We start from the raw sequence: 23,167 nt of genomic DNA, 5'->3' as shown, positions 1-23,167 counted from the left end.
CGAGTATCATCGAGGGCGGCCAGGGTTGCGATCGATCGCATTGCCAAGCGCAGATGCGCCCTGGTTAACAGACCGTTAAAGGCGAGCCGTATCTTGATCACCGCGGAAGACATTCTCGAATTGCCTGCCACATCGCGCGTCGTTCCAGCGGCGCGCGTCCCGCTGCAGGTCGGCTCAACCACGTCGGTGTCCGTCGTCATTCCGGCCAAGAATGTTGCGGCTTATGTCGGCGAAACCCTCGCCAGCGCACTGGCACAAACCGAGGTCACCGAAGTGATCGTCGTGGACGACGGCTCGACCGACGATACCCCCGCCATCGTCCGCGCCATTCGTGACCCTCGACTGCGCCTGATGACCAACGGCGCCGCCGGCGTATCGGCAGCGCGCAATCTCGGCGCGCAGCATGCGAACGGCCAATGGCTGCTCTTCCTCGATGCCGACGATCGCCTGCGGCCCGGCGCGGTCGCGGCGCTGCTGGCGGCTGCGCGTGGCGCGCCGCGAGCGGTTCTGGTCTACGGCGACTACAATACGATCGACAGCGAGGGACGGCAGATCGGCCGTCGGGATCTGCTCAAGGGCCGCCGCAAACCGTCCGGCGACGTGCTGGCGCGGCTCGCCGCCGGCAACTTCATCGTCAATGGCGGCATTGCGCTCGCACGTGCAGAGGCCTTCCGCGCCATCGGCGGGTTCGACGTCTCGCTCAGATATTGCGAGGACTGGCACTGCTGGTGCCGCCTTGCCGCGATCGGCGAATTCGAATTTGCGCCGAACCTTCTGCTCGACTACCGCCTTCACACGGCCAACACCATGAACGCGGCGGTGCGGACGCCACAGGATTTCTTTCCGGCGATCGCGCGGGTGTTCGACGACGGGCTGATCATGGCGCGATTGCCCGCGGGCATGGCGGCCGGGCTGCGCCAGGCCGCCGAGGTTCATCTCGTCACGTATTCGGCAATGCAAGCGGTCCGCTTCGGTAGATATCGCCAGGCCTTCGCCTATCTCGGGATAGTCGGGCGCCGCTCGCTCAAATCGCTGCCGCGTTCCGCGGTCAGGGTCGCCCTCGCCTGCTTCGGTATTTAGCCCGCCGCCTCGGCGTCAGGACACGATCTTCGAGGCCTCATAGGGCTTCGGCTCGATGCCGAACGCGGCGAGCGCCGAGCCGAGCGCGACCATCACGGGATGCATCGCGACGACGGCTTTCGACGATTTCAGCAGAGCGGCCGCGCGCAACAGCGACAGCGGCAACCTCCCGAGCATCTGCGCAAACACCCACACTCGCGCCGCAGCGCCCTGCGCGGCCTTGGACTGCACACGATAATTGATCGCGCCGATGCGCAGGCCTCGCTTCACGATCCAGCCGAAACTGGTGCGGCTTTGCGGCACGGTCTCGGTGATGACTGCTTCCGCCGTCCAGTGGAAGGTCATGCCGGCGTCGCGGCAGCGCACGAAGAAATCGCAGTCGCCGCCCCCGAGGAAGTTGAAGCGCGGGTCGAAGGCGGGACGGGCAAAGCTCTCGAACGCCGCACGCGTGATCAGGCAATTGCCGCAGCCGTAGATCAAGGGCACAGCGCCGCTGTAATCATAGGCGGGACAGAAAACGGGGTGGCGCGAAAGCCAGGGCATGCGGTGGTCCTCGAAGACCGGCAGCACCGGCCCGCCGACCACATCGGCGCCGGTCGCCTCCGCGGTGCGGACCATCAGCTCGAGCCAATCGGGCGAGGCAATCTCGTCGTCGTCGATCATCAGGAACCGGGTCGCGGCGGGAAACAGCGCCAGCGCCGTCTCGAAGGCGGCGTTGATCGCCTGGACGTTGCCTTGCCGTTTCTCGACCAGGCAGACACCCTGAAGTCTGCCATCGGCGAGATACTCCGCGGCCACCGGCGCGCTTTCGCGCCGGACCGCATCGTTCTCGGCCATGACGACGGCGAAAGAGCGCGGGGTGCGCTGGCTGGCGAGCGAGTCCAGTGTCAACCGCAGATGCTGCGGGCGGCGGAAGCAGGGGATGCAGACGACGATACCAACCGACAGGTCGATGATCCGGGAGCTGGCCGCGATCTCCCGGTTGGGATCGCGCACGGCATGCGAGATACGCGTGGCGGACAGGTCTGTCGGGATCAATGTCATGACGTTCTAGATGTCCGAGATAGATTGAAAAAGCCCTGCTTCGATCCCGGGATCAGCGCCGTCCCGCGACGGCACATCGCCCCGGGACGGATGCGTCCCAAAATGAACGGCCGGTTTGAGCCTGACGACGGCGCCAAGGCCGCCGATGTTCCGCCATCCATGCACTTAACCGCTTTCGGGTGTTTCTGCCGCGAAACCTTGCACGCGTGATACTGCAATTCGCGGTCCACCGTGCCGACGGCGGCTGGCGCGGAGGATGCCGTAGTTAACGCACATGCTCATTAACCCCATCGTAAGCACCGCGGCGGGTGAAGCGTCGCGGCATCGGATTTGCTCTACGGGCACACGAGATTTTTCCTGTAAATTTAAGTCGAACAAGCGCGGTCCGAAAAAAATGAACAAGCCAGCCACGATCGATTTCGCGACAACCACGGCGGTCCAAATTCCCGCGGCCATTGCACACACTCAGGCGCTGCACGATCTCGTCCCCGGTGAAGCCCGCGACAGCCTGCTCGCCGTTCACGACGTACTGCGCCGCGAACTGCCAAGGGGCCAGCTCGCCACCTACGAAGCTGGAGGCGGCTCGTGCAGCGTCCTGCCACCGGAATTGCTGAACCGCAGCAAGGTCACCGTCGTCGACATCGACGAGGACCAGGTTCGCAACAACAGCTACGCGGACGAAGCGATCCTCGGCGACGTCCAGACCTACCGCTTCGGGCGCGAGACCTTCGATCTGGTGATCTGCTACAACGTGATCGAACATCTTCCCAAGGTCGACGCCGCACTCTTGAATTTCCGCGATGCGCTCAAGCGCGGCGGGATGATTCTGATCGGCGCGCCCAATCCGCGCTCATTGTCCGGGGTCGTCACCAAATACTCGCCGCACTGGTTCCACGTCTGGTTCTACCGGCACATTCGAGGCATCAAGGATGCCGGCCTGCCGGGCGAGCCGCCGTTCCCGACCTTCTTCCATCCCCTGGTGTCGCTGCCGAGGCTCGAAGCGTTCGCCGCCGCCAGTGGCCTCGAGATGATCTACCGCCGTGAGGTCGAGAGCCCGCGCTATCCCGAGATGCGCCGGCGCAAGCCGCTGTTCGCAGCCCTGGTCGACGCCGGCGCCGCCGTTCTCAACGCCGTGCTCCCGCGCGGGACCGACGTCCGCCGCGGCGATTATCACGTCATCCTGCGGAAAAGCTGACGGCCATGGTGCGCGCGCGGCCGATCGCAAGACCAGCGAAGCCTCGCGGCCACGCCGCACGGGGTAACGAACCGTTAATCTCTGAAGGACCGCGCCATCGCACGCGTCACGACGACGCGTCGAAGAGAGGCACGCGCTTAAACGCTTTGTTTGCCATTTCGGTGAATAGTCCCTCAATGAGTATGGTTAATTTTCCCTGTTGCGTTGAGTGGGCACCTATATCTGAGGTGCGTGGCGTAGAGCGAAGAGTACCCCCTCAGCTCGCGGCACTTGGAATGAAAGCTGGGGATCATGCTTGACTATAACCAGCCGATAGATCGGGCCAGACCGGAGGCCCCGCAGCACCGGCCTCAGGCCGGCTTCAACGTGCTGGAGCTGGTCAATCTGCTCTGGCGGCGGAAGATCGCGATTGCCGTTGCCGCGCTGCTCGGTGCGACGCTTGCCGTCACCGTGGGCAAGAGCCTGACGCCCCGCTACACCGCCACCGCCCAGCTCTATGTCGACCCGCGCGAGCTTCAGCTCGTCGACCGCGAGCTAACGCCCCGCGCGCAGGACGTCTCCGGCATGTCGATGGTGGTCGAGAGCCAGGCGCGCCTGATCACCTCCAACAGCGTGCTGCTCCAGGTGATCCAGCAGGCTGATCTGGACAAGGATCCCGAATTCGGCGGCGGCGCCGACGGCAAAGGCGTGATGTCGTCGCTGCTCGGCCTGATCGGCCTTCAGCCCCACGCGCCCTCCGCCGCGGAGAAAAAGGAAGTGCAGCTCGCCGCCCTCGAGGCGCTGAACCGGCACATCACGATCCGCAAGACCGAGAAGAGCTTCATCGTCGATATCGAAGTCTGGTCGACCGATCCGGCGAAAGCGGCAATGCTCGCCAACACGCTGACCAGCGCCTACCTCGCGGAGTCCCGCAACTCGCAGGCGTCAGCCGCGCGGCGCGCCACCAACGATCTCTCCGGCCGCCTGAAGGAACTGCGCGAGCGGCTGCGCAACGCCGAGACCGTGCTCGCGACCTACAAGGCCCAGAACAATTTCGTCGGCACCCAGGACGCGCTGATCAGCGACCAGCAGCTTTCCGCCAGCAACCAGCGGCTTTCCGCCGCCCGCGCCGCGACGATGGACGCGCAGGCGCGCCTCGACCAGATCGAGGCGAGCCGGCGCACGACGGCAGATGCAGGCGCGAACTCCGAGGCGCTGCAATCGCCAACCATCGCCAACCTGCGCGCGCAATATGCCGACGCGCGCAAGAAATATGCGGAGCAGGCCGGCGAACTCGGCCCGCGTCATCCAGCGCTGCGCCAGACCGAAAAGCAGGTCGAGGATCTCAAGCGCACCATCAACGAAGAGATCGACCGCTTCGCCCAGTCCGCCAAGAACGATTTGACGCGCGCCCGCGACTTTGAAGCCTCGCTCAGCCGGGCGCTGGAGGCGCAGAAGCGGCAGAGCGTCCAGCTCAGCCAGGCCGCCGTGCGCCTGCGCGAACTCGAGCGCGAAGCCGATGCCAGCCGTGACGTCTATCAATCCTTCCTCAAGCGCTCGCGCGAGACCGAGGAGCAGGAGACGCTGAACACCTCGGCGGCCCGAATCATCGGCGAAGCGACGGTGCCGCAGCGGCGCTCGTTCCCGCCGGCGATGAGCCTGTTCGCCATGATCGGCTTCATCTTCGGCGCAATCGCTGCATCGAGCTGGTTCGTCGCGGCAGAGCTGCTGGTGGCCGGTGCGTTCGCACCGGCGCCGGCCCGTCCCAATCGCACTCCGTTGCCGCAAGCTCCGCGAGCTCCAGAGCCTTCGCGGGCGCCGGAGACTGCCCGGTCCCAGCCGGTCTCGCGAGCCCCGGAAGTCGCGGAGGCACTGCCGGAACTCGCCGCCCCGCCGCTGCAACCTTCGATGGTCGAGAAGCCCCTGATCGAAAAGCCGCTGATCGCGCGCCTCCAGGAGGCCGACGTCATCCACACGCTCGGTGCCATTCTCGCCACCGGCGGCGGCATCGACCTCACCCGGCTCGGCTGGCCAACGCTGCGCCCCTGCTTTCCACTGACGACGCTGCTCAACGCCTGGCGCGACATGCGCGCTACGGCGGCCCGGCGCGCCGGCGGAAAGACAATGCCGGTCATCGCGCTCGTCGGTGCCGGTGAGACCACCGGGCGCAGCGTGACCGCGCTGAATTTCGCGCTCGCGGCCGCGCGCGACGGCGCCCGGGTCCTGATGATCGATGCCGACCATCAGGCGCACCCGCTCTCGAACAAGGTCAGCCGTCCCGTCAAGAGCGAGCCCAGCAAGGTCGGATGGCTTTCGATCGGCAGCAAGGCCGCGCGCGAGATCAAGACACTCAACGGCATCTCGATATTGCCGGCCGCCGAACGCGACGCCGGCAAGGCCACTGACGCCATCCGCAAGGCCATCGAGCAGGCGCGCTCCGCCGGCGGCTATGACCTTGTGATCCTTGACGGCCCCGCGGCGCCACTCACGGCCGGCAGCCGTAAGCTGCTCGATGATGCCGACGCGCTGGTGGCGGTGCTGCCGACCAGCCTCGACATCAACGACGGCCTGGAGGAGATCTTGAGCACACTCGGCCGCGCGGAGCGCAAGCTCGTCGGCGTCGTGCTCGACGAACTCACCCCTATGGCCCAAGCTCGCCAACGAGGCAGACAATATGCTTGAGCGCCGCATCAATCTCGATGGCCGGGCCGCAACCGCCGACGTGCCGCGGATCACCATCGGCGGCCTTCGCATGGCCGCACTCGATCTGGAAGCGACCGCAAATTTCATGATCGAGGCGACCGATCCGCGCCATCGCATCGGCCGTCCGCTGCACCTGACCTCGGCCAATGGCGAGGTGCTGGCGCGGTGCTCGACCGAACCCGAGACCGAGCGCCTGTTCCGCAGCGCTGACCTGATCAACGCCGATGGCCAGCCGCTGGTGGCGGCGTCCAGGCTACAATCCTGGTTTCCGTTGCCCGAGCGGGTCGCCACGACGGACCTGTTTCACGTCGTCGCGCGCAAGGCTGAAGCGGTCGGCCGCACCTTCTACATGTTCGGCGCCAGCGAGGACGAGAACGCCCTTGCGGTCGAGAACGTCCGAAAGATGTATCCAAACCTCAAGATCGTTGGCTACAGCCACGGTTATCTCCGTGGCGACGCGCTGCGCGCGAAGGTCGACGAGATCAACGCGCTTGCGCCGGATTATCTCTGGGTTGCGCTGGGCGTGCCAAACGAGCAGGCGTTCGTCGAGGAATTCACCCCGCATCTCACCAATGTCGGCGTCATCAAGACATCCGGCGGCCTGTTCAACTTCTTGTCGGGAAGCCGCGCCCGCGCGCCGCGATGGATGCAGAAGATCGGGCTGGAATGGGCTTGGCGCACCTTGCTCGAGCCCCGCCGCCTGTTCTGGCGCTATTTAACCACCAACCCACGCGCAATCTATCTGCTGTTCAGCCGCCATCGGCCCTTTAATAATCGCTGAGTAGACGACGACATGATCGCCGCCGGTTGCCAGCCCCGCCTGCGCTATTTCAACGCCAGCGGCGCCGGTATTGCGCCTTGCGGGCCGGGCTCATAAGCGGCTAAAGAGACTGTCACAGTCGGTGTCGGCAACTTTCCCGGCCGCCGCGTGTTTTGTATGGCCGCCGACACAAGCGGCACAATCGGCTCAGCCAATTGCGCGAGCCAGCTTTTCACAGCGAAGGCCACGATCGAGTCCGCGCATCGGCCTGCTTTCAGGCGCGACCCAAGGGAGCACGGAACGAATGCATCAGGCCGCAAACCTGCAATTCGAGCGCATGATGGACGAGCTCGTCCTCTGGCAGGCCGTACCGGAGGGCGAACGATCGCCAGCGCCGGCCTGGTGGTGGGGTCCGGCAATGGCGGTGCTCGACGCGCACGAGCCGATGCCACACGCGTGGTGTTCTGAACTCGGTCTGAGCCACGACTCGAGCTTTGCCGAAGGCGCGCACGCCCTGCTCGCCCTGTTCGCCAAGCAAACCTCGCCGACCTGGCCGGATGATTTTCCGCGCAAGGCGGAAATCAAGGAAGACGACGCCCGCGAGCTGCACCCGCAGCCGTCAGACGACAGCGCTTTTCAACCGTAGCGCCGCGGCCGCGGTGGCGGCATGGTCCGGCTCCGGCTGGAGCGGCGGCGCGTAGGGCAGCTCCATGGGCTGCAGCAGCTCGGCCATCTGCCGCGCCGGCAGCGGCTTGGAGATCAGGAAGCCCTGCATCTCGTCGCAGCCATGGGCGCGCAGGAATGCCTCCTGTTCGGCATTCTCGACGCCTTCCGCCACCACGGTCATGCCGAGCGCCTTGCCCATGCTGATGATCGCCTGCGCGATCGCCTGGTCTTCCAAATCCTGCGGCAGGTCGCGCACGAAGGAGCGGTCGATCTTGATGGTGTCGATCGGGAAATGCTTCATCAGAGACATCGACGAATAGCCGGTGCCGAAATCGTCGATGGCGAGACGGATGCCGCGACTCTGGATGGCGTCGAGCACCTTGAGCGCGCGCCCGACGTTGCGCATCATCATGCTCTCGGTGACTTCGAGCTGGAGCAGCACCGGCGACATTCCACTTGCGGCGAGCGCCTCGTCGACGTCCTGCAAGAGATGCTCGTCGACAAACTGGCGCGGCGACAGGTTGACCGCCATCGATACCGGCAAAAGGCCGCGGCGCTGCCAGGCCATGGCTTGCGCGCAGGCCTCCTTCACCACCCAGCGGCCGATCGGCACGATCAATCCGGTCTCCTCCGCAAGCGGAATGAACTGCGCCGGCGAGATGCTGCCGAGATCGGGATGCCTCCAGCGCAGCAGGGCTTCCACGCCGGTGATCTGGCCGGTCTCCATGTCCACCTTGGGCTGGTAGTTCAAAGTGAACTGATTCCGCTCCAGCGCCCGGCGCAGCGCACTCTCCAACGACAGCCGCTCGATCGACTGCGTCTTCACTTCCTTGGAGAAGAAGCGATAGCCGTTCTTGCCATCTTCCTTGGCGAGATACATCGCCATGTCGGCGTTCTTTGTTAGCATCTGAACGTCGGAGCCGTTGGTCGGATACATCGCGATGCCGATCGAGGCCGTGGTGTGGCACTCGTGCCCCGCTAGCTCCATGGGCTCGGCAAGCGCCGTCAGCAGCCCGGTCGCGATGCGCTGGACGTCGTCGACCTCGCCGCATTGATCGAGGATCACTACGAACTCGTCGCCGCCGAGCCGCGCCACCACGTCGCTTGCGCGCAGGGCACCACGCAGCCGGTTGGCCACTTCGAGCAGGAGCAGGTCGCCGGCCTCGTGGCCCAGCGAATCATTGATGACCTTGAAACGATCGAGGTCGATGAACAGCACCGCAAAGCGCTGATCGTGGCGCTGCGCCTCGTCGATCGCCTCATGCAGCAACCCGTTGAAGGTCTCGCGGTTCGGCAGGTCGGTCAGGCTGTCGTGCGAAGCGAGGTATTCGATTCGCTCGTCGGCCTGGTTTTTCTCGTCGGCCCGGTCGAAATTCTCCATCGCGAAGGAGACGTTGTCGGCGAGGCGCTGCAACAGCTCGACGAACTCGGCCGTGAAGGTGCCGGGCTCGGTCGACATGTAGATCATGACGCCGACGGCCCGATCGTGTGCGACGAGGGGAAAAGCCGCGCCCGACCGCGCGCCGTCGTTGCGGACAATGGAATGAAAGGCGCGAACGCGATCGTCATTGAGATAGTCGTTGCTGATGCAGGGCTGGCGGGTGCGGAACGCCGTGCCGCTCATTCCGCGCCCCTCGGGGCGCTCGGGGTCGATTGATAGGCGGACATTGCGCGTGGTGTCAGACGACGGTCCGGCGCTCGACACGATCTCCAGCTGATCGCTATCGACCCTCGCCAGCGCAATGGTGGTCGAGGTGAACTTGGCGCCGTTCGATGCGGCGAGACAGACGAGGTCGAACAGTTCGGCGCGCGACTTCGCCCGCATGATCGCCTCGTTGGTCGCGCTCAGCGCCGCGAACATGCGAGCCAAACGCTCCGTCCGCGCCTCGTTGCGGGCCTTTTCCTCGGCGCGATCGAAATTATCGAGTGCAAATGACACGTTCTCGGCGAGGCGCCCGAGCAACTCGACCATATCGGGTGTGAACGTATTCTCTTCCGGCGCGAGGAAAAGCAGAATGCCGATCGGCTCCTGGCCGGCGCGCAGCAGCGGGAAGCTGGCAGCCGCTCGCGTTCCATCTTCGATCGCCTTAGAGTGCCAATGCGCCGCTCGGAGGTCGTGGAGATAGTCGTTGATGACGCTGGGCCCGCGGGTCCGCAGCGACATCCCTATGATTCCGCGACCCTCAGGATGGTCGGCGGAAACAAAGCAGGTGCGTCCCACCATCCGCTCCTGGAGGCGCCCCTTCACGGCGACCACGCGAACGAGTTCACGCTGGTCGTCCATAATGCCGATTGTCGCCGAGGCGAATACGCCGCCGAGCACGGCTGCCTGGCACGCCCCTTCGAACAGCTCCTCGCGCGTCTTGGCGCGCATGATTGCCTCGTTCGTCGCGCTCAGCGCCTCGAACATGCCGCTCAACCTGTCACGCTGCCTGTCGGCCTTCGCCTTCTCGTCGGCACGGTCGAAGTTCTCCAACGCGAAGGCGACATTGGCCTGGAGCTTGCGCAATAGCTCGACGAATTCGTCCGTGAAAGTGCCGCACTCGGGCGAATTGAACAGGAATACGCCTTCGACGCTGTCGCCGTTGAATAGCGGCATCGCGGTTGAGGACCTAATGCCATTGCGACGCGCGCTGGCGTGCCAAGGCTTGAGGCGGGCGTCTGCCAGGACGTCGTTGCTGATACAGGGCCGCCGCGTCCGGAACGCGGTGCCGGTCAGCCCTCGTCCTTCCGGCTCCTTGTCGCTGACCGACAGCCTGAAGGATCGCACTTCCTCGGCGTTCGGTCCGAAGGACGCAACAACACGAAGCAGTCCCGCATCGCGGTCAAGCAATGCAATGGAGGTCGAGGCGAACTTGGCGCCGTGCACCGTGGCTTCGCAAACCAGATCCAACAGTTCGCTGCGCGACCTTGCCCGCAGAATGGCTTCGTTCGTCGCGCTTAGCGCTGCGTACATACGCGCCAGCCGATCCTCCTCCAAGGCGATCTGGGCCTTCTCCTTGTCGCGGTCGAAGTTCTCGAGCGCAAAGCACACGTTTTCGGTCATGCGCAGCAACAATGCGACGATGCCTTCGTCTTTCGCCCAGGCTTTGCTCACGAAGAAAAACAGCACGCCGATGCTGGTGCCACGCTTGATCAAGGGAGCAGCCACGCAGGCGACGGCGCCGGCATTGACGTTGGCCTGCTCCCAGGTGGTCCCCTTGGTGCGATTGACGAGGTCGTCCTCGACGATCGCTTGCTGGGTCCGGAACACCTCGCCGGAGATGCCCTTGCCGTAGGGACTCTCCGGATCAATCGAGTAGCGCGACTGTCTGATCAGATCCAGATTATGTCCGGTCGCTGCCACCGGCGTCAGCCATTCGGAATCCGGCTCGTGCAGCAGAACGAAAGTGGCAAGCGATTTGCCGCTATAAACAGCGGCGTCGCAGACCCGCTGGTACAAGTCCAGCTCAGTGCTGGCTTGCAGAATTGCTTCGTTCGTCGCACTGAGCGCGCCGAACATGCGGTTGAGCCGCCGCACTGCCCGCTCGCCATCCAGGCGGGCTCCCTCGGTCGCGAAGCTCTCCAGCGCGTGAGAGATATTGGCCGACATCCGCTCGAACAACGAGACCATCGCCTCGTCGAGCGAGCCGGCGCCCGACCGCGTAACATACAACACCCCAATACTGCGTCCCATGCAGACCAGGGGTAGCGCCGCGGCCGCGCCGACACCCGCCGCCACCGCGCCGTTGCGCCATGCCAGCGAACGCGGATCGTTCAGGAAATCGTTGCTGATGCAGAGCTTCTGGCTGCGGAACGCCTCGCCGCCCACGCCCAAGCCTTCCGGCGTGCCAGCCTGCGTGGTGATCTCGATCGCGCTCAGCCGCGCCACGTCATCGCCGCGACCAGCGGCAAAGCGAAGCTTATGGCCATCCGGCTCCACAAGGAACACGGCCACGGCCATGAAGTCTCCACTCGCAAACCCGGCGTCGCAGACCTTCTGGTACAGCTCATCCGGCGATTTCGCGTAGAGGATCGCTTCGTTGATGGCGCTCAACGCCGCAAAGGTGCGCGCGAGTGTCGTCGGCACGATCTCAGCTCCCGGGCATTTCTGCCTTTTTTTCCCGGATGACGTTATGACCGGCGATCGCCTAAGTGGTCGTTATTGCGCGCTGCAAACCATCGATCAAAGTGAACGAGCTGCGAACGACCTGCGCCAATCTGTCGAAAATGCCACCGCGCGGGACGAATCTTCGCCCGACGGCCCTGCTCGCTGCGAATTTGCAGCCCTGTATTGGTTTACAGGAGATTGATATCGCAGCCGCGCTTTGAGACCATGGCGCCCAACAAGCAGCCTGTTAAGGGCACCATGCCGGGGAAGCGCCATGCCGATCGTCCATGCCGACCGCCTCACGCGCATCAGCGCAGCGCTGCTTCGGGTTGCCGGGGCTTCCGAGGAAGAGGCCGACGCGGTCGCAAACGGCTGCGTCAACGCCAATCTCGCCGGCCACGATTCCCACGGCGTGATCGCCATTCCCACCTATGTTGACCGGATCAAGGCCGGCCACATCGTGCCCGGCGCCAGATGGACCATCGTGCAGGAATCGCCGACGACGACCGTGATCGACGGCCAGTGGGGTTTTGGCTTCCACGTCAACGCCAAGGCGATGGCGCTGACGATCGAGAAAGCGAAGACGGCGAATGTCGCCGCCTGCACCGTGTTCCGGCAAAGCCATGTCGGCCGCCTCGCCGCCTATCCGCTGATGGCAATGCGCGAAGGCATGATCGGGATCGCAACGGCGGATTCCGGCCGTTCGCCGAAGCATGTGGCGCCATTCGGCGGCAAGGAGGCACGGCTCGGCACCAATCCGATCTCGATCGCGGTGCCGTCCGACCTCGATGCGCCGTTCTACCTGGACATGGCGACCTCTGCGGTCGCGGCCGGCAAGATCCAGCTCGCGGTCGCCCGCGGCGAGGAAATCCCGCCGGGGTGGATCATCGATGCCGAGGGACGGCACACTACCGATCCAACCCAGTATCGCAAGGGCGGCGCGCTGCTGCCGCTCGGCGGCACCGAGGGCTACAAGGGCAGCGGCCTCGCCGCAATGGTCGAGGTCCTGTGCGGCCTGCTCACCGGCCTCGGTTTCGGCGTCGAGCCCACGGGCCGGCACAATGACGGCTGCTTCATGGCCGTGTTCAACGTCGCCGCGTTTCGCCCGCTGCAGGATTTCAAGCGCGAGGTCGCCGAGTTCGCACACTATCTCAAATCGACCCCGCCCTCCGAGGGCAGCAAGGGCGTGTTCTATCCCGGTGAGATCGAGGGCTTGCGTGAGCAGCAGCGCCTGCGCGACGGCATCGAGATCGAGGATGCGACCTGGGAAAAACTGCGCGCGCTGGCGCGCGAGTACAGGCTCGACACGGTCCTCGACCTGGCCTGACGGATTTCGGCCTGACGCAATTCGGAGAACAGCAGCATGACGCGGCAGATGGTACTGGTCGGCTTCCTTCAGGCCCAGAACTGCACGAATTTGCCGAGCTCGTGGCGACATCCGGACTCGCGCGACGATTCGATGTCGGCGGACTATTATCAGGAGATCGCCAAAATCCTCGAAGCCGGCAAGTTCCACATGGCCTTCTTCGACGACCGGCTGGCGATGCCGGACCGCTACGGCAACGATCACGCCCACACCGTCGAATACGGCATCCGCTGCGTGAAGATGGATCCGCTGATCGTGCTGACGACGATGGGCATGGTGACGGAGAAGCTCGGGTTGGGTGCGACCGGCTCGACGACTTATTTCGAGCCCTTCGACATCGCCCGCCGCTTCGCAACGCTCGACCTGATGTCGGGCGGACGCGCCGGATGGAACGTCGTGACCTCGCTCAATGACGGCGAGGCCTTCAACATGGGCCGGGATTCTCATCCCGAGCACGACGCCCGCTATGACCGCGCCGACGAATTCATGGAGATCGTTCTCGGCCATTGGGACACCTGGGAAGACGGCGCGCTCATCATGGACAAGACGAGCGGCCGCTTTGCCGATCCGGCCAAGGTGAAGCGGCTCGATCACAAGGGCCCATTCTACAAGTCCCGCGGTCCCTTCACGGTGCCCCGCTCCGACCAGGGCCATCCCGTGATCATCCAGGCCGGCGCGTCCGGCCGCGGCCAGCGCTTTGCAGGACGATGGGGTGAGGTGATCTTCACCGCTGCACGCAATCTCGCCGCCGCCAAGGAAGGCTATGCGTCGGTGCGTAACGAGGCCGCGAAAGCCGGCCGCGATCCGGAGGCGATGTTCCTCTGCAACCTGACGACACCGGTTTGCGCCGCGACCAAAGCCGAGGCCGAAGACAAGATGGCGCTGATCAACAAGCTGCCGCTGCAGATCGACGCGCTGTCGCTGCTGGCCGAAGCGCTCAACTACGATTTCGCCTCCAAGGATCTCGACGAGCCGCTGACGACTGCAGAGCTGAAGAGCATGCAGGGCATTCTGGGCATCCGCGACGGCGTGCTCAAGAACTCCGGCAAAAGCAATCCGAGCGCGCGCGACTTCGTCACCTTCTCCGGCCGCGGCCAGGTCCAGGATGCGATGGTCGGCGGTCCCAAGGAGATCGCGGACAAGCTCGAAGAAATGTTCGTTGAGCGCGGCTGCGACGGTTTTGTCATCGCCGCGACCTATGTGCCCGGCTCCTATGCCGATTTCGTGCAACATATCGTCCCGGAATTGCAGCGGCGCGGATTGTTCCAGAAGGAATATCGCGGCAAGACGCTGCGGGAAAATCTCGGGCTCAAGCGGCCGGCTGCCGGCGACTGGAAAGTGCAGCCGCGCGATGCCGCGGAATAACAACGGAGACACGGCATGCGCTGGCTGAAATTCACCGCTGCGGACAAGACGTCCTGGGGGATCGTCGAGGGTGACCAGGTCATCGCGATCGAGGGCGATCCCTTCGGAGAATGGCAACGCACCTCGCGCACGTATCAGCTCTCGCAGGTCAAGATCGAACTGCCGCTGATTCCGCGCACCTTCTACTGCGTCGGCTTGAATTACCTCAAGCATCTGAAGGAAGCCGCCGACAAGCGCGGCGAAGTGCCTGCTGTCCCCGACCGCCCCGAGATCGGCTATCGCGCGCAAAACGCGCTGATTGCGCATGACGAGGACGTCGCGATCCCGTCCTTTGCGACGGACAAGATCCACTACGAAGGCGAACTCGTTGTCGTCATCGGCAAGAAGGTGAAGCATCTCACCAATCAGAATGCGATGGATTGCGTCTTCGGCTACACCATCGGCAACGACGTCAGCGAGCGCAGCTGGCAGAAGGCCGACCGCAGCCTGTGGCGCTCGAAGAACGCCGACACGTTCAAGCCGATGGGCCCGTGGATCGAGACCGAGGCCGACCTCGACAAGATGGAAACGATCGTCCGGGTCAACGGCAAGGAGACCAACCGCTTCCACACCAACGACATGATCTTTGGCGTGGTGCCGTTCCTAGTCGAGCTGACCAAGTATTTTACGCTATGGCCGGGCGATGTGATCTGGATGGGCACGGATGGTGCCTCGCCTGATATCAAGCACGGCGACGTCGTGGAGATCGACATCACCGGCATCGGCACGCTGCGGAACAGGTTCGTGCGGGAGGAGCGGTGATCCTCATCCTGAGGAGCTTGCGAAGCAAGCGTCTCGAAGGATGAAGGCCCGGTTGTGGCGTCGCGCTTCGAGACGGCCGCTACGCGGCCTCCTCAGCACAAGCTCAAAACGGCAGCGCGACGCCCGTCTTGATCTCCTTCAGCACCACGTTGCTTCTGACATAGCGGATGCCGGGAATGCGGAACATGAAGTCGTCGAGGAATCTGTTGTACGCCGCCATATCCTGCACGACGACACGCAAATGGTAATCGGCATCGCCCGTGGTCGCAAAGCACTCCAGCACCTCACGCCGCGTGGTCACCCGCGCGACGAACTCGTCGACGAATTTTGCGTCGTGCCGTTCCAGCGAGACGTGGAGGATCGCGGACATCGCAAAGCCGGCCTGCTCGCGCGCGACCAGGGCCGCATAGCCCCGGATGGCACCGCTCTCCTCCAGCGCGCGCACCCGGCGCCAGCATGCCGAAGTCGACATGCCGACTGCGTCGGCGAGCTGCTGGTTGGTGGCGCGGCCGTCCTTCTGAAGATAGGCGAGAATCCGCGCGTCCTGGTCTTCGATCATGGAAACCACCAAAATGGATTAATCTACCTTCCCGTAGATCGTTTTGGATAACTCTACCATAATAGGTACGCCATTCGGAAAGAAAGGTAAGACCTACCAGTTGCCCAGGCTTACCCTTCTCCCATCCGGCAAGGATGCCGTGGGGAGGTCCGCATGGCCGCCATTTCGTCTCTCGATCCTTACGAGCTTTCCGACCGCTACGATCGCGAACGGGGCCGCGTCTTCCTCACCGGCACGCAGGCCATCGTCCGCATCGCGCTCGACCAGGTGCGGCGCGACCGTGCCGCGGGGCTGAACACGGCGGGCTTCATCTCAGGCTATCGCGGCTCGCCACTCGGCGGGATCGACCTCGAGCTGTGGCGCATCCACGAGCGACTGAAGCGGGACCGCATCGAATTCCTCCCCGCAGTGAACGAAGATCTTGCCGCGACCGCCGTGCTCGGCTCACAACAGGTCGAGACGCAAGCCGACCGCGAGGTCGATGGCGTGTTCGCTCTCTGGTACGGCAAGGGCCCCGGCGTCGATCGCTCCGGCGATGCGCTGAAACACGGCAACGCCTACGGCTCCTCACCGCATGGCGGCGTTCTGGTGGTCGCCGGCGACGACCATGGCTGCGTCTCGTCCTCGATGCCGCACCAGTCCGACGTCGCCTTCATGAGCTGGTTCATGCCGACGCTCCACCCCGCAAGCGTCAGCGAATATCTCGAATTCGGTGAATATGGCTACGCGCTGAGCCGCTTCACCGGCATGTGGGTCGGCTTCAAGGCGATCTCTGAGATCGTGGAATCCGGCGCGTCCGTCGCGCTGCGCCCACCGCGGGCCTTCCACGCGCCAGACTTCACGCCGCCACCCGGCGGCCTGCACTATCGCTGGCCCGATCTGCCCGGCCCGCAGATCGAGGAGCGGCTGGAGGCGAAGAAGCACGCGGTCTACGCCTTCGCAAAGGCTAATCCGATCGATCGTCACATCTACGACATCCCGGACGCCACCTACGGCATCGTCACCACGGGCAAGGCCCATCTCGATCTGATGGAAGCGCTGCGGCTGATGGGTCTCGACGAAGCGGACTGCCGCAGCATCGGCATCGACATCTACAAGGTCGGCATGGTCTGGCCGCTGGCGCTGCATGACGCGATGGCGTTCGTGAGGGGCAAGCGCGAGATCCTTGTCGTCGAGGAGAAGCGCGGCATCATCGAAAGCCAGTTCAAGGAATATTTTTACGATTATCCGGGCGAAAAACCCGAGCGCATGGTCGGTAAGCATGACGAGCAAGGGGCGCGGCTGATCTCCTGGATCGGCGAATTGTCACCGCGTGCGCTCGCTGGGGTGCTCGCACGCCGTCTCGATCCGATGTTCCCAGGCCTCAATCTCGCCGCACGCGCAGCCGGCTTGATGCCTGAGGCCTCGCGCACGATCAACGTCAGCGGTGCGACGCGTACGCCCTATTTCTGCTCGGGCTGCCCGCACAATACATCGACGAAAGTGCCCGAGGGTTCGAAGGCGCTGGCCGGCATCGGCTGTCATTTCATGGCCAGCTGGATGGACCGCGAGACATCGTCCCTGATCCAGATGGGAGGCGAAGGCGTGAATTGGGCCGCCTCGTCACGCTTCACCGGCAACAAGCACGTGTTCCAGAATCTGGGCGAAGGCACCTATTATCATTCGGGTTCGATGGCGATCCGGCAGGCGATCGCCGCCAAGGCCAACATCACCTACAAGATCCTGTTCAACGATGCCGTGGCGATGACCGGCGGCCAACCCGTCGACGGCCCAATCAGCGTCCACGCTATCGCGCACAGCGTCCGCGCCGAGGGCGTTGCGCGCATCGCGCTGGTGTCGGACGATCCGGCGCAATTTCCGCCAGGCGATCTTCCGGTCGGCGTGTCCCTCCATCCGCGCGAGAAGATGGACAGCGTGCAGCGCGAGCTGCGCGATATTCCCGGCGTCTCGGTGCTGATCTATCAGCAGACCTGCGCGACAGAGAAACGGCGTCGCCGCAAGCGTGGACAGATGATCGATCCCAAACGCTTCGCCTATATCAACGATCTCGTCTGCGAAGGCTGCGGCGACTGCTCGGTCGAATCCAACTGCCTCAGCGTCGAGCCCAAGGAGACGCCGTTCGGCCGGAAGCGCCGGATCAACCTCTCATCCTGCAACAAGGACTTTTCCTGTCTCAACGGGTTCTGCCCGAGCTTCGTCACCGTCGAGGGCGCGAGGCGCCGGAAGAAGGGCGCGAGTCGGATCGACGCGGTCGGCCACGCGGCCACGCTTCCCCTGCCCGCGCCCGCAACGCTCGACCGTCCCTATGATCTGCTCGTCACCGGCGTCGGCGGCACCGGCGTGATCACGGTCGGCGCGCTGATCGGCATGGCGGCCCACCTCGAAGGAAACGGTGTCTCGGTGCTGGATTTTACCGGCTTTGCGCAGAAATTCGGGCCGGTGCTGAGCTACATCCGGTTGGCCGCATCCCCCGACGCATTGCACCAGGTCCGTATCGACCAGGGCGCGGCCGATGCGCTGATCGGCTGCGACCTCGTCGTCAGCTCCTCGCCGAAGGCGTCCGGCACCTATCGAAAAGGTACGCGCGCCGCGGTCAACACCGCGGAGATGCCGACCGGCGACGTCGTCCGCTTCCGTGACGCCGATCTCGCCTCACCCGCCCGCCTGCGTGCGATCGGCCAGGTGATCGGCGACGGCAATCTCGACACCATCAACGCCAATGCGCTGGCCGAGCGCCTGCTCGGCGATGCCGTCTATGCCAATATCGTCATGCTGGGCTTTGCCTGGCAGCGCGGGCTGCTGCCGGTCTCGCTGTCGGCGCTGTTGCGCGCGATCGAGCTCAACGGCGTCGGGGTCGAAAGCAACAAGCAGGCTTTCGCCTGGGGCCGGATTGCAGCCGCCGATCCCGACTTCTTGCCGAAGGTGGACGAAGCGCCGAAGGCCGAGACGCTCGACCAGCTGATCGACCGCCGCGCCGACTTCCTCACGGCTTATCAGAACGATGCCTACGCAGCGCGCTATCGAGAGCGCGTTGCAAGTGTTCGCCATGCCGAAGCCAGCCTGAATAGCGAGGCATTGACCCAGGCGGTCGCGCACGCCCTGTTCAAGCTGATGGCCTACAAGGATGAGTACGAGGTGGCGCGCCTGCACATGCAGACCGGCTTCCTCGACGAGTTGAAAGGCGAATTCGAAGGCGACTTCAGCATCCAATATCACCTTGCCCCGCCGTTCCTGCCGTCGAAGCGCGATGCCCGCGGACGTCCGCGCAAGCACGCCTTCGGACAGTGGATCCAGATGCCGCTCGCCATGCTGGCGCGGGTGAAGGGATTGCGCGGGACGCCGTTCGATCCGTTCGGCTACACGGCGGAGCGGCGCGCCGAGCGGGAACTCATCACCTGGTACGATGGCGTCATCAAACGGCTGCTCGGCGGACTCGACGCGGCGCAACTGCCAAGCCTGGTCGCCATTGCAAAAGCGCCGATGGATATCCGGGGCTACGGGCCGGTTAAGGACGCCGCGATCGGGAAGGTGAAGGCCGAGGTCGAACGGCTGTTCGCCGAGCTCAATGCGCCATCACCTGCAAGGATGCGCGCCTACGGTTGACGGAGCGCCGACGAGACTTCAGCCTCTGGAGCCGAGGGGCGCCCTGATGGCGCTCCTGCAACCGGGTGACGCCTCATGGATTTCGACCAGTTGACCCTGACCCAGGCTGTGGCCGACCTCCGCGCCGGAAAAGTCACGAGCACCGCGCTCACGACGGAAGCTCTCGCCCGCGCCAAGGCCAATGCCGATCTGAATGCCTTCGTCACCCTGGACGAGGCCGGCGCTCTGAAGGCTGCGGCCGCATTCGACGCGAACGACAACAAGGACAAGCCGCTCGGCGGTGTTCCCATCGTGATCAAGGACAATATCGAGGTCACGGGGCTCCCCTGCAGCGCAGGAACGCCGGCGCTGAAGCATTACGTTCCGAGGGCCGACGCGCCGGTGGTCGCAAAATTGCGCGCGGCGGGCGCGGTCATCATCGGCAAGACCAGCATGCACGAGCTCGCTTTCGGCATCTCCGGCTACAACACCGCATTCAAGACCGGCGCGGAGTTCGGCGTGCGCAACGCCTATGACCGCACCCTGATCGCGGGCGGCTCCTCCTCAGGAACGGGCGTCGCGATCGGCGCGCGGATCGTCGCGGGCGGGCTCGGCACCGACACTGGCGGATCGGTCAGGGTCCCCGCCGCACTGAATGGATGTGCCTCGCTGCGTCCGACGGTCGGACGCTATCCGCAAGCTGGCATCGCGCCGATCTCGCACACCCGCGACACCGCGGGCCCGATGGCGGCGACCGCGGCGGATGTCGAACTCCTCGACCGCGTCATAGCAGGTGGCGAAGCCGTTCAGGCGGCCGATCTGAAGCAGATGCGAATCGGCATCGTGAGGTCGATGCTGACAAATCTCGACGCTGACACCAACGCCGCTTTCCAGGCAGCAGTGGCGAAGATGAAAGCGCAGGGTGTCACGATGGTCGAGATCGAAATGCCGCAACTGGCCGAGTTCAATGGCCAAGTCAGCTTTCCGGTCGCGCTGTACGAAGCCTATGACGATCTGGTCGCCTATCTGGACCACACCGGCACGGGCCTCAGCATCGAGGCGATGGCAAGGGACATCTCCAGCGCCGACGTCAAGGGCACCTATGATGGCCTGGTGATCCCGCGCAAACTGCCTGCCCCCGATGGCACGCTGGTTGACGCCAAGCCGATCTATGACGCCGCGATCAATAGTGCACGCCCCGCGCTCCAGGTGCTTTACAGCAGGACTTTCGCCGACAACCGGCTCGATGCCATCGCCTTCCCGACCACGCCGCGCGTCGCCATTGCCTCCAATCCGGATTCCAGCAGCCTCGAGAATTTCGGGTTGTTCATCCAGAACACCGATCCCGGCAGCAATGCCGGCATTCCCGGCATCCAGATCCCGATTGCGCTCGGCGCGGTCAGCAAACTTCCGATCGGACTCGAGCTGGATGGCCCTGCAGGCAGCGACCGCCGCCTGCTTGCGCTCGGCATGGCGCTTGAAAAAGTGTTCGGACGGCTGCCGGCGCCACCCCGCTCATGAATAGGGATTGATCAGCTTCTGCTGCTCGGCGCTGTGATGCACGAGCATGTCGATAAAGGTCCTGACCTTCGCCGACAGATGATGCCGGTGCGGATAGACCGCGTTCATCGACATCTCGACGGGACGATATTCGGGCAGAAGGCGAACGAGATGACCGGCTTCGAGATCGCCCTGGACGAGAAAACCGGCCATCAGGCAGACGGCAGCGCCTTCCAGCGCCACCTTTCGCAAGGCCTCACCGCTGTTGGTGATAAAGCTGCCGGAGATGCGCACCGATGCCGGCGTGCCCTTGCGATCGAAGAAGCGCCAATCTTCGCCGAACGGATAATTCAAGTGACGGGCGCAATTGTGCGCGGTGAGCTCATCGAGCTTCTGCACGCGACCGTGCCTTTCGAGGTAGTCGTGCGAGCAGCACAGCACGTGCCGCCAGGTTGCGAGGCTGCGAACGATCAGGCTCGAATCCGGCGGCGCGGTCATGCGCAGAGCAACGTCATAGCCTTCTTCGATGAGGTCGATTTCGGCCTCGCCCATCCGCAGATCGATCTTGAGCTCCGGATAGGTCGACAGGAGCTTCGCCACCACGGGCGCAACGAACGGCACCATGTGCGTGGCGACGTGGATCCGTAGCGTGCCGCGGGGCACCGACTGCAATTCGCTCGCGATATCGTCGGCCTGTTTGATTTCGGCGAGTATCTGGATGCAGCGGTCGTAATAGGCCTTGCCGATGTCGGTGAGGCTGACCTTGCGCGTGGTGCGCTGAAGCAGCCTCACGCCGAGCCGGTCTTCCAGCGCCTGGACGTGATTGCTCACCATGGTGGTCGACATGTTGAGCTTGCGGGCTGCTGCAGAGAAGCCGCCGGTCTCGACCACCCGGCTGAAGACTTCGAGACTGGTCAATCGGTCCATGCCGACTGATTATCCGCTCTTGAGAGATAATCGCAAGGAATTCCGTCCGATTATCCATCAAACCGCTCCTGCGGGCAGCGCGGATGCGTTAGCCGCAATCCCTCGACAGGCGCGGCAATCGCTCTGGGGCAGTCGTACCTCCGGCTCGATAGATCATACGGGCCAAGGCGAGATCCCGGGACTATCCACTGTCAGCGGATAATCCTTTCGGCATTTCGCTGATTATCGATCGGACGAGGAAGACCGATAGTCTGGGTCAGCCGAAGGAGACTGCCATGTCCGAGATGCCCCGCACCAAAAACTTTCAGCAAGCGACTGAAATACCGCAAGCTACCCCGACGGCGCCGGTGCGTGGTCCCGCCCGGAATACGGTCCGGCGGGCGGCGCTGGCGCTCGCGTTCCTTGCGGGCACGGCTGCGGTTGTCCATTACGGACACGACTACTGGGTCAACGGCCGTTATCTCGAGACAACCGACGACGCCTATGTGAAGGCCGACTCCACGATCATCGCGCCAAAGGTCTCGGGCTACATCGCCAAGGTGCTGGTCAGCGACAACGAAAAGGTCAAAGCGGGCCAGCTGCTGGCGAAGATCGACGACCGCGACTTCAAGGCGGCGCTCAATCAGGCCCGCGCCGATGTCGCTGCGGCGGAAGCGGCAGTGCGGAACCTCGACGCCCAGCTCGAACTCCAGCAGCCGATCATCGAGCAGAGCACAGCCGATGTCGCTGCTGCGGACGCGAATCTGAAATTTGCGCAGGAGGAGCGCGCCCGCTACGACGACCTGATGAAGTCGGGCTCCGGCACGATTCAGCGCGCGCAACAGACTGACGCCGCGTTGCGCGCCAGCAACGCGCAACTGCAACATGCCAGGTCGGGCCTCGTGGCCGCGCAACGCAAGGTCGACGTGCTCACGACCCAGCGCGCGCAGGCTACTGCCCAGCTCGAACATGCGCGTGCGGTCGCGGAGCAGGCGACGCTCAATCTCTCCTACACCGAGATTACCGCGCCGGTCGACGGAACGGTCGGCGCCCGCTCACTGCGCGTGGGACAGTTCGTGCAGGCCGGCACGCAATTGATGGCGGTGGTGCCGCTCGATGCGGTCTATGTCGTGGCGAATTTCAAGGAGACGCAGCTCACACATGTCCGCGCCGGCCAGCCGGTCGAGCTGCACGTCGACAGTTTCCGCAACCAGACCCTGCGCGGCCATGTCGACAGCCTGTCGCCGGCGAGCGGCCTTGAATTCGCATTGCTGCCGCCCGACAACGCCACCGGCAATTTCACCAAGATCGTGCAACGGGTGCCGGTGAAGATCGTGCTCGACGACCACAGCCTGACCGGCCTGCTGCGCCCCGGCATGTCCGCGGTGCCGACCGTCGACACCAAGCAGACCGTGCTGGCCGAGCGTGAGACGGCGAAGCATCTCGCCGACAACGCGGCCCGTCCGAACGGCGGTTGAAGCCGGAAAGGTCCGGCGGGACTATCAACTCCTACCGGATGATCCTTCCCAAACTTGGTCGATTATCGAAACGAACTGCCTGATCCATCCTGT

The 23,167-nt window shown here is 64.4% G+C and carries 16 protein-coding genes; 12 read left to right on the top strand and 4 right to left on the bottom strand.

Translation table 11 applies throughout. From position 1 onward, the window contains the following. Positions 1-93: 93 nt before the first annotated feature. Entirely contained in the window at positions 94-1,080 is a 987-nt protein-coding gene (locus IVB54_RS04865) for a glycosyltransferase (RefSeq protein ID WP_018453401.1), read from the top strand. Positions 1,081-1,095: 15 nt separating this feature from the next. Here IVB54_RS04865 and IVB54_RS04860 read toward each other — a convergent pair whose 3' ends face one another. After that, positions 1,096-2,124: a glycosyltransferase gene (locus IVB54_RS04860; protein ID WP_018453400.1), complete on the bottom strand. Its 1,029-nt coding sequence runs from the start codon at positions 2,122-2,124 to the stop codon at positions 1,096-1,098. 394 nt (positions 2,125-2,518) lie between these two features. On the opposite strand from IVB54_RS04860, the gene IVB54_RS04855 reads away from it, so the two are divergent. The 4 genes from IVB54_RS04855 to IVB54_RS04840 all read left to right on the top strand — a co-directional run bounded on the left by IVB54_RS04855 (position 2,519) and on the right by IVB54_RS04840 (position 7,407). Then, on the top strand, positions 2,519-3,319 hold the full coding sequence (locus tag IVB54_RS04855; RefSeq protein ID WP_018453399.1) for a methyltransferase: 801 nt from the start codon (positions 2,519-2,521) through the stop codon (positions 3,317-3,319). A gap of 291 nt (positions 3,320-3,610) precedes the next feature. Beyond that, positions 3,611-5,980 (top strand): exopolysaccharide transport family protein, encoded by a 2,370-nt coding sequence (locus IVB54_RS04850; RefSeq protein ID WP_018453398.1) that lies wholly within the window; start codon positions 3,611-3,613, stop codon positions 5,978-5,980. Continuing rightward, the gene (locus IVB54_RS04845) at positions 5,973-6,782 is read left to right on the top strand and encodes a WecB/TagA/CpsF family glycosyltransferase (protein ID WP_018453397.1); all 810 of its coding nucleotides are present in this window, start codon (positions 5,973-5,975) and stop codon (positions 6,780-6,782) included. Before IVB54_RS04850 ends, IVB54_RS04845 begins: the two co-directional genes overlap by 8 nt. 283 nt (positions 6,783-7,065) lie before the next feature. Beyond that, complete coding sequence (locus IVB54_RS04840; RefSeq protein WP_018453396.1) at positions 7,066-7,407, top strand: hypothetical protein; 342 nt, start codon at positions 7,066-7,068, stop codon at positions 7,405-7,407. On the opposite strand, the gene IVB54_RS04835 is transcribed toward IVB54_RS04840, so the two are convergent. Continuing rightward, entirely contained in the window at positions 7,381-11,496 is a 4,116-nt protein-coding gene (locus IVB54_RS04835; RefSeq protein WP_018453395.1) for a GAF domain-containing protein, read from the bottom strand. The two genes, IVB54_RS04840 and IVB54_RS04835, sit on opposite strands and share 27 nt — an antisense overlap. 46 nt (positions 11,497-11,542) lie before the next feature. Here IVB54_RS04835 and IVB54_RS04830 point away from each other — a divergent pair, with 46 nt between their 5' ends. The 4 genes from IVB54_RS04830 to IVB54_RS04815 all read left to right on the top strand — a co-directional run bounded on the left by IVB54_RS04830 (position 11,543) and on the right by IVB54_RS04815 (position 15,049). Further along, complete coding sequence (locus IVB54_RS04830; RefSeq protein ID WP_157642888.1) at positions 11,543-11,719, top strand: hypothetical protein; 177 nt, start codon at positions 11,543-11,545, stop codon at positions 11,717-11,719. Positions 11,720-11,791: 72 nt separating this feature from the next. Then, the gene (locus tag IVB54_RS04825) at positions 11,792-12,844 is read left to right on the top strand and encodes an Ldh family oxidoreductase (RefSeq protein ID WP_018453394.1); all 1,053 of its coding nucleotides are present in this window, start codon (positions 11,792-11,794) and stop codon (positions 12,842-12,844) included. A 36-nt stretch (positions 12,845-12,880) separates the two neighbouring features. Continuing rightward, a complete protein-coding gene (locus IVB54_RS04820; protein ID WP_018453393.1) occupies positions 12,881-14,248 on the top strand; it encodes an LLM class flavin-dependent oxidoreductase in 1,368 nt (455 codons plus the stop codon). 15 nt (positions 14,249-14,263) lie between these two features. Continuing rightward, positions 14,264-15,049, top strand: coding sequence for a fumarylacetoacetate hydrolase family protein (locus IVB54_RS04815; protein ID WP_018453392.1), 786 nt, complete (start codon positions 14,264-14,266; stop codon positions 15,047-15,049). Positions 15,050-15,152: 103 nt separating this feature from the next. Here IVB54_RS04815 and IVB54_RS04810 read toward each other — a convergent pair whose 3' ends face one another. After that, a complete protein-coding gene (locus IVB54_RS04810) occupies positions 15,153-15,608 on the bottom strand; it encodes an Lrp/AsnC family transcriptional regulator (RefSeq protein WP_018453391.1) in 456 nt (151 codons plus the stop codon). A gap of 153 nt (positions 15,609-15,761) precedes the next feature. Between IVB54_RS04810 and IVB54_RS04805 the strand changes: the two genes are divergently transcribed. Both IVB54_RS04805 and iaaH read left to right on the top strand, forming a co-directional pair. After that, a complete protein-coding gene (locus IVB54_RS04805) occupies positions 15,762-19,211 on the top strand; it encodes an indolepyruvate ferredoxin oxidoreductase family protein (RefSeq protein WP_018453390.1) in 3,450 nt (1,149 codons plus the stop codon). Between the two features lie 75 nt (positions 19,212-19,286). Then, complete coding sequence (iaaH, locus tag IVB54_RS04800) at positions 19,287-20,711, top strand: indoleacetamide hydrolase (RefSeq protein ID WP_018453389.1); 1,425 nt, start codon at positions 19,287-19,289, stop codon at positions 20,709-20,711. Here the strand turns inward: iaaH and IVB54_RS04795 are convergent. Continuing rightward, a complete protein-coding gene (locus tag IVB54_RS04795) occupies positions 20,706-21,617 on the bottom strand; it encodes a LysR family transcriptional regulator (protein WP_018453388.1) in 912 nt (303 codons plus the stop codon). The two genes, iaaH and IVB54_RS04795, sit on opposite strands and share 6 nt — an antisense overlap. Before the next feature lie 275 nt (positions 21,618-21,892). Here IVB54_RS04795 and IVB54_RS04790 point away from each other — a divergent pair, with 275 nt between their 5' ends. After that, on the top strand, positions 21,893-23,074 hold the full coding sequence (locus IVB54_RS04790; protein WP_247299327.1) for an HlyD family secretion protein: 1,182 nt from the start codon (positions 21,893-21,895) through the stop codon (positions 23,072-23,074). The last annotated feature ends 93 nt before the right edge of the window (positions 23,075-23,167 follow it).

The organism is Bradyrhizobium sp. CW1 (genome assembly GCF_023100665.1).
Lineage (GTDB): Bacteria > Pseudomonadota > Alphaproteobacteria > Rhizobiales > Xanthobacteraceae > Bradyrhizobium > Bradyrhizobium canariense_D.
Note: the sequence above shows the minus strand (reverse complement) of the source record. Positions and strands in the feature narration are given on the sequence as shown.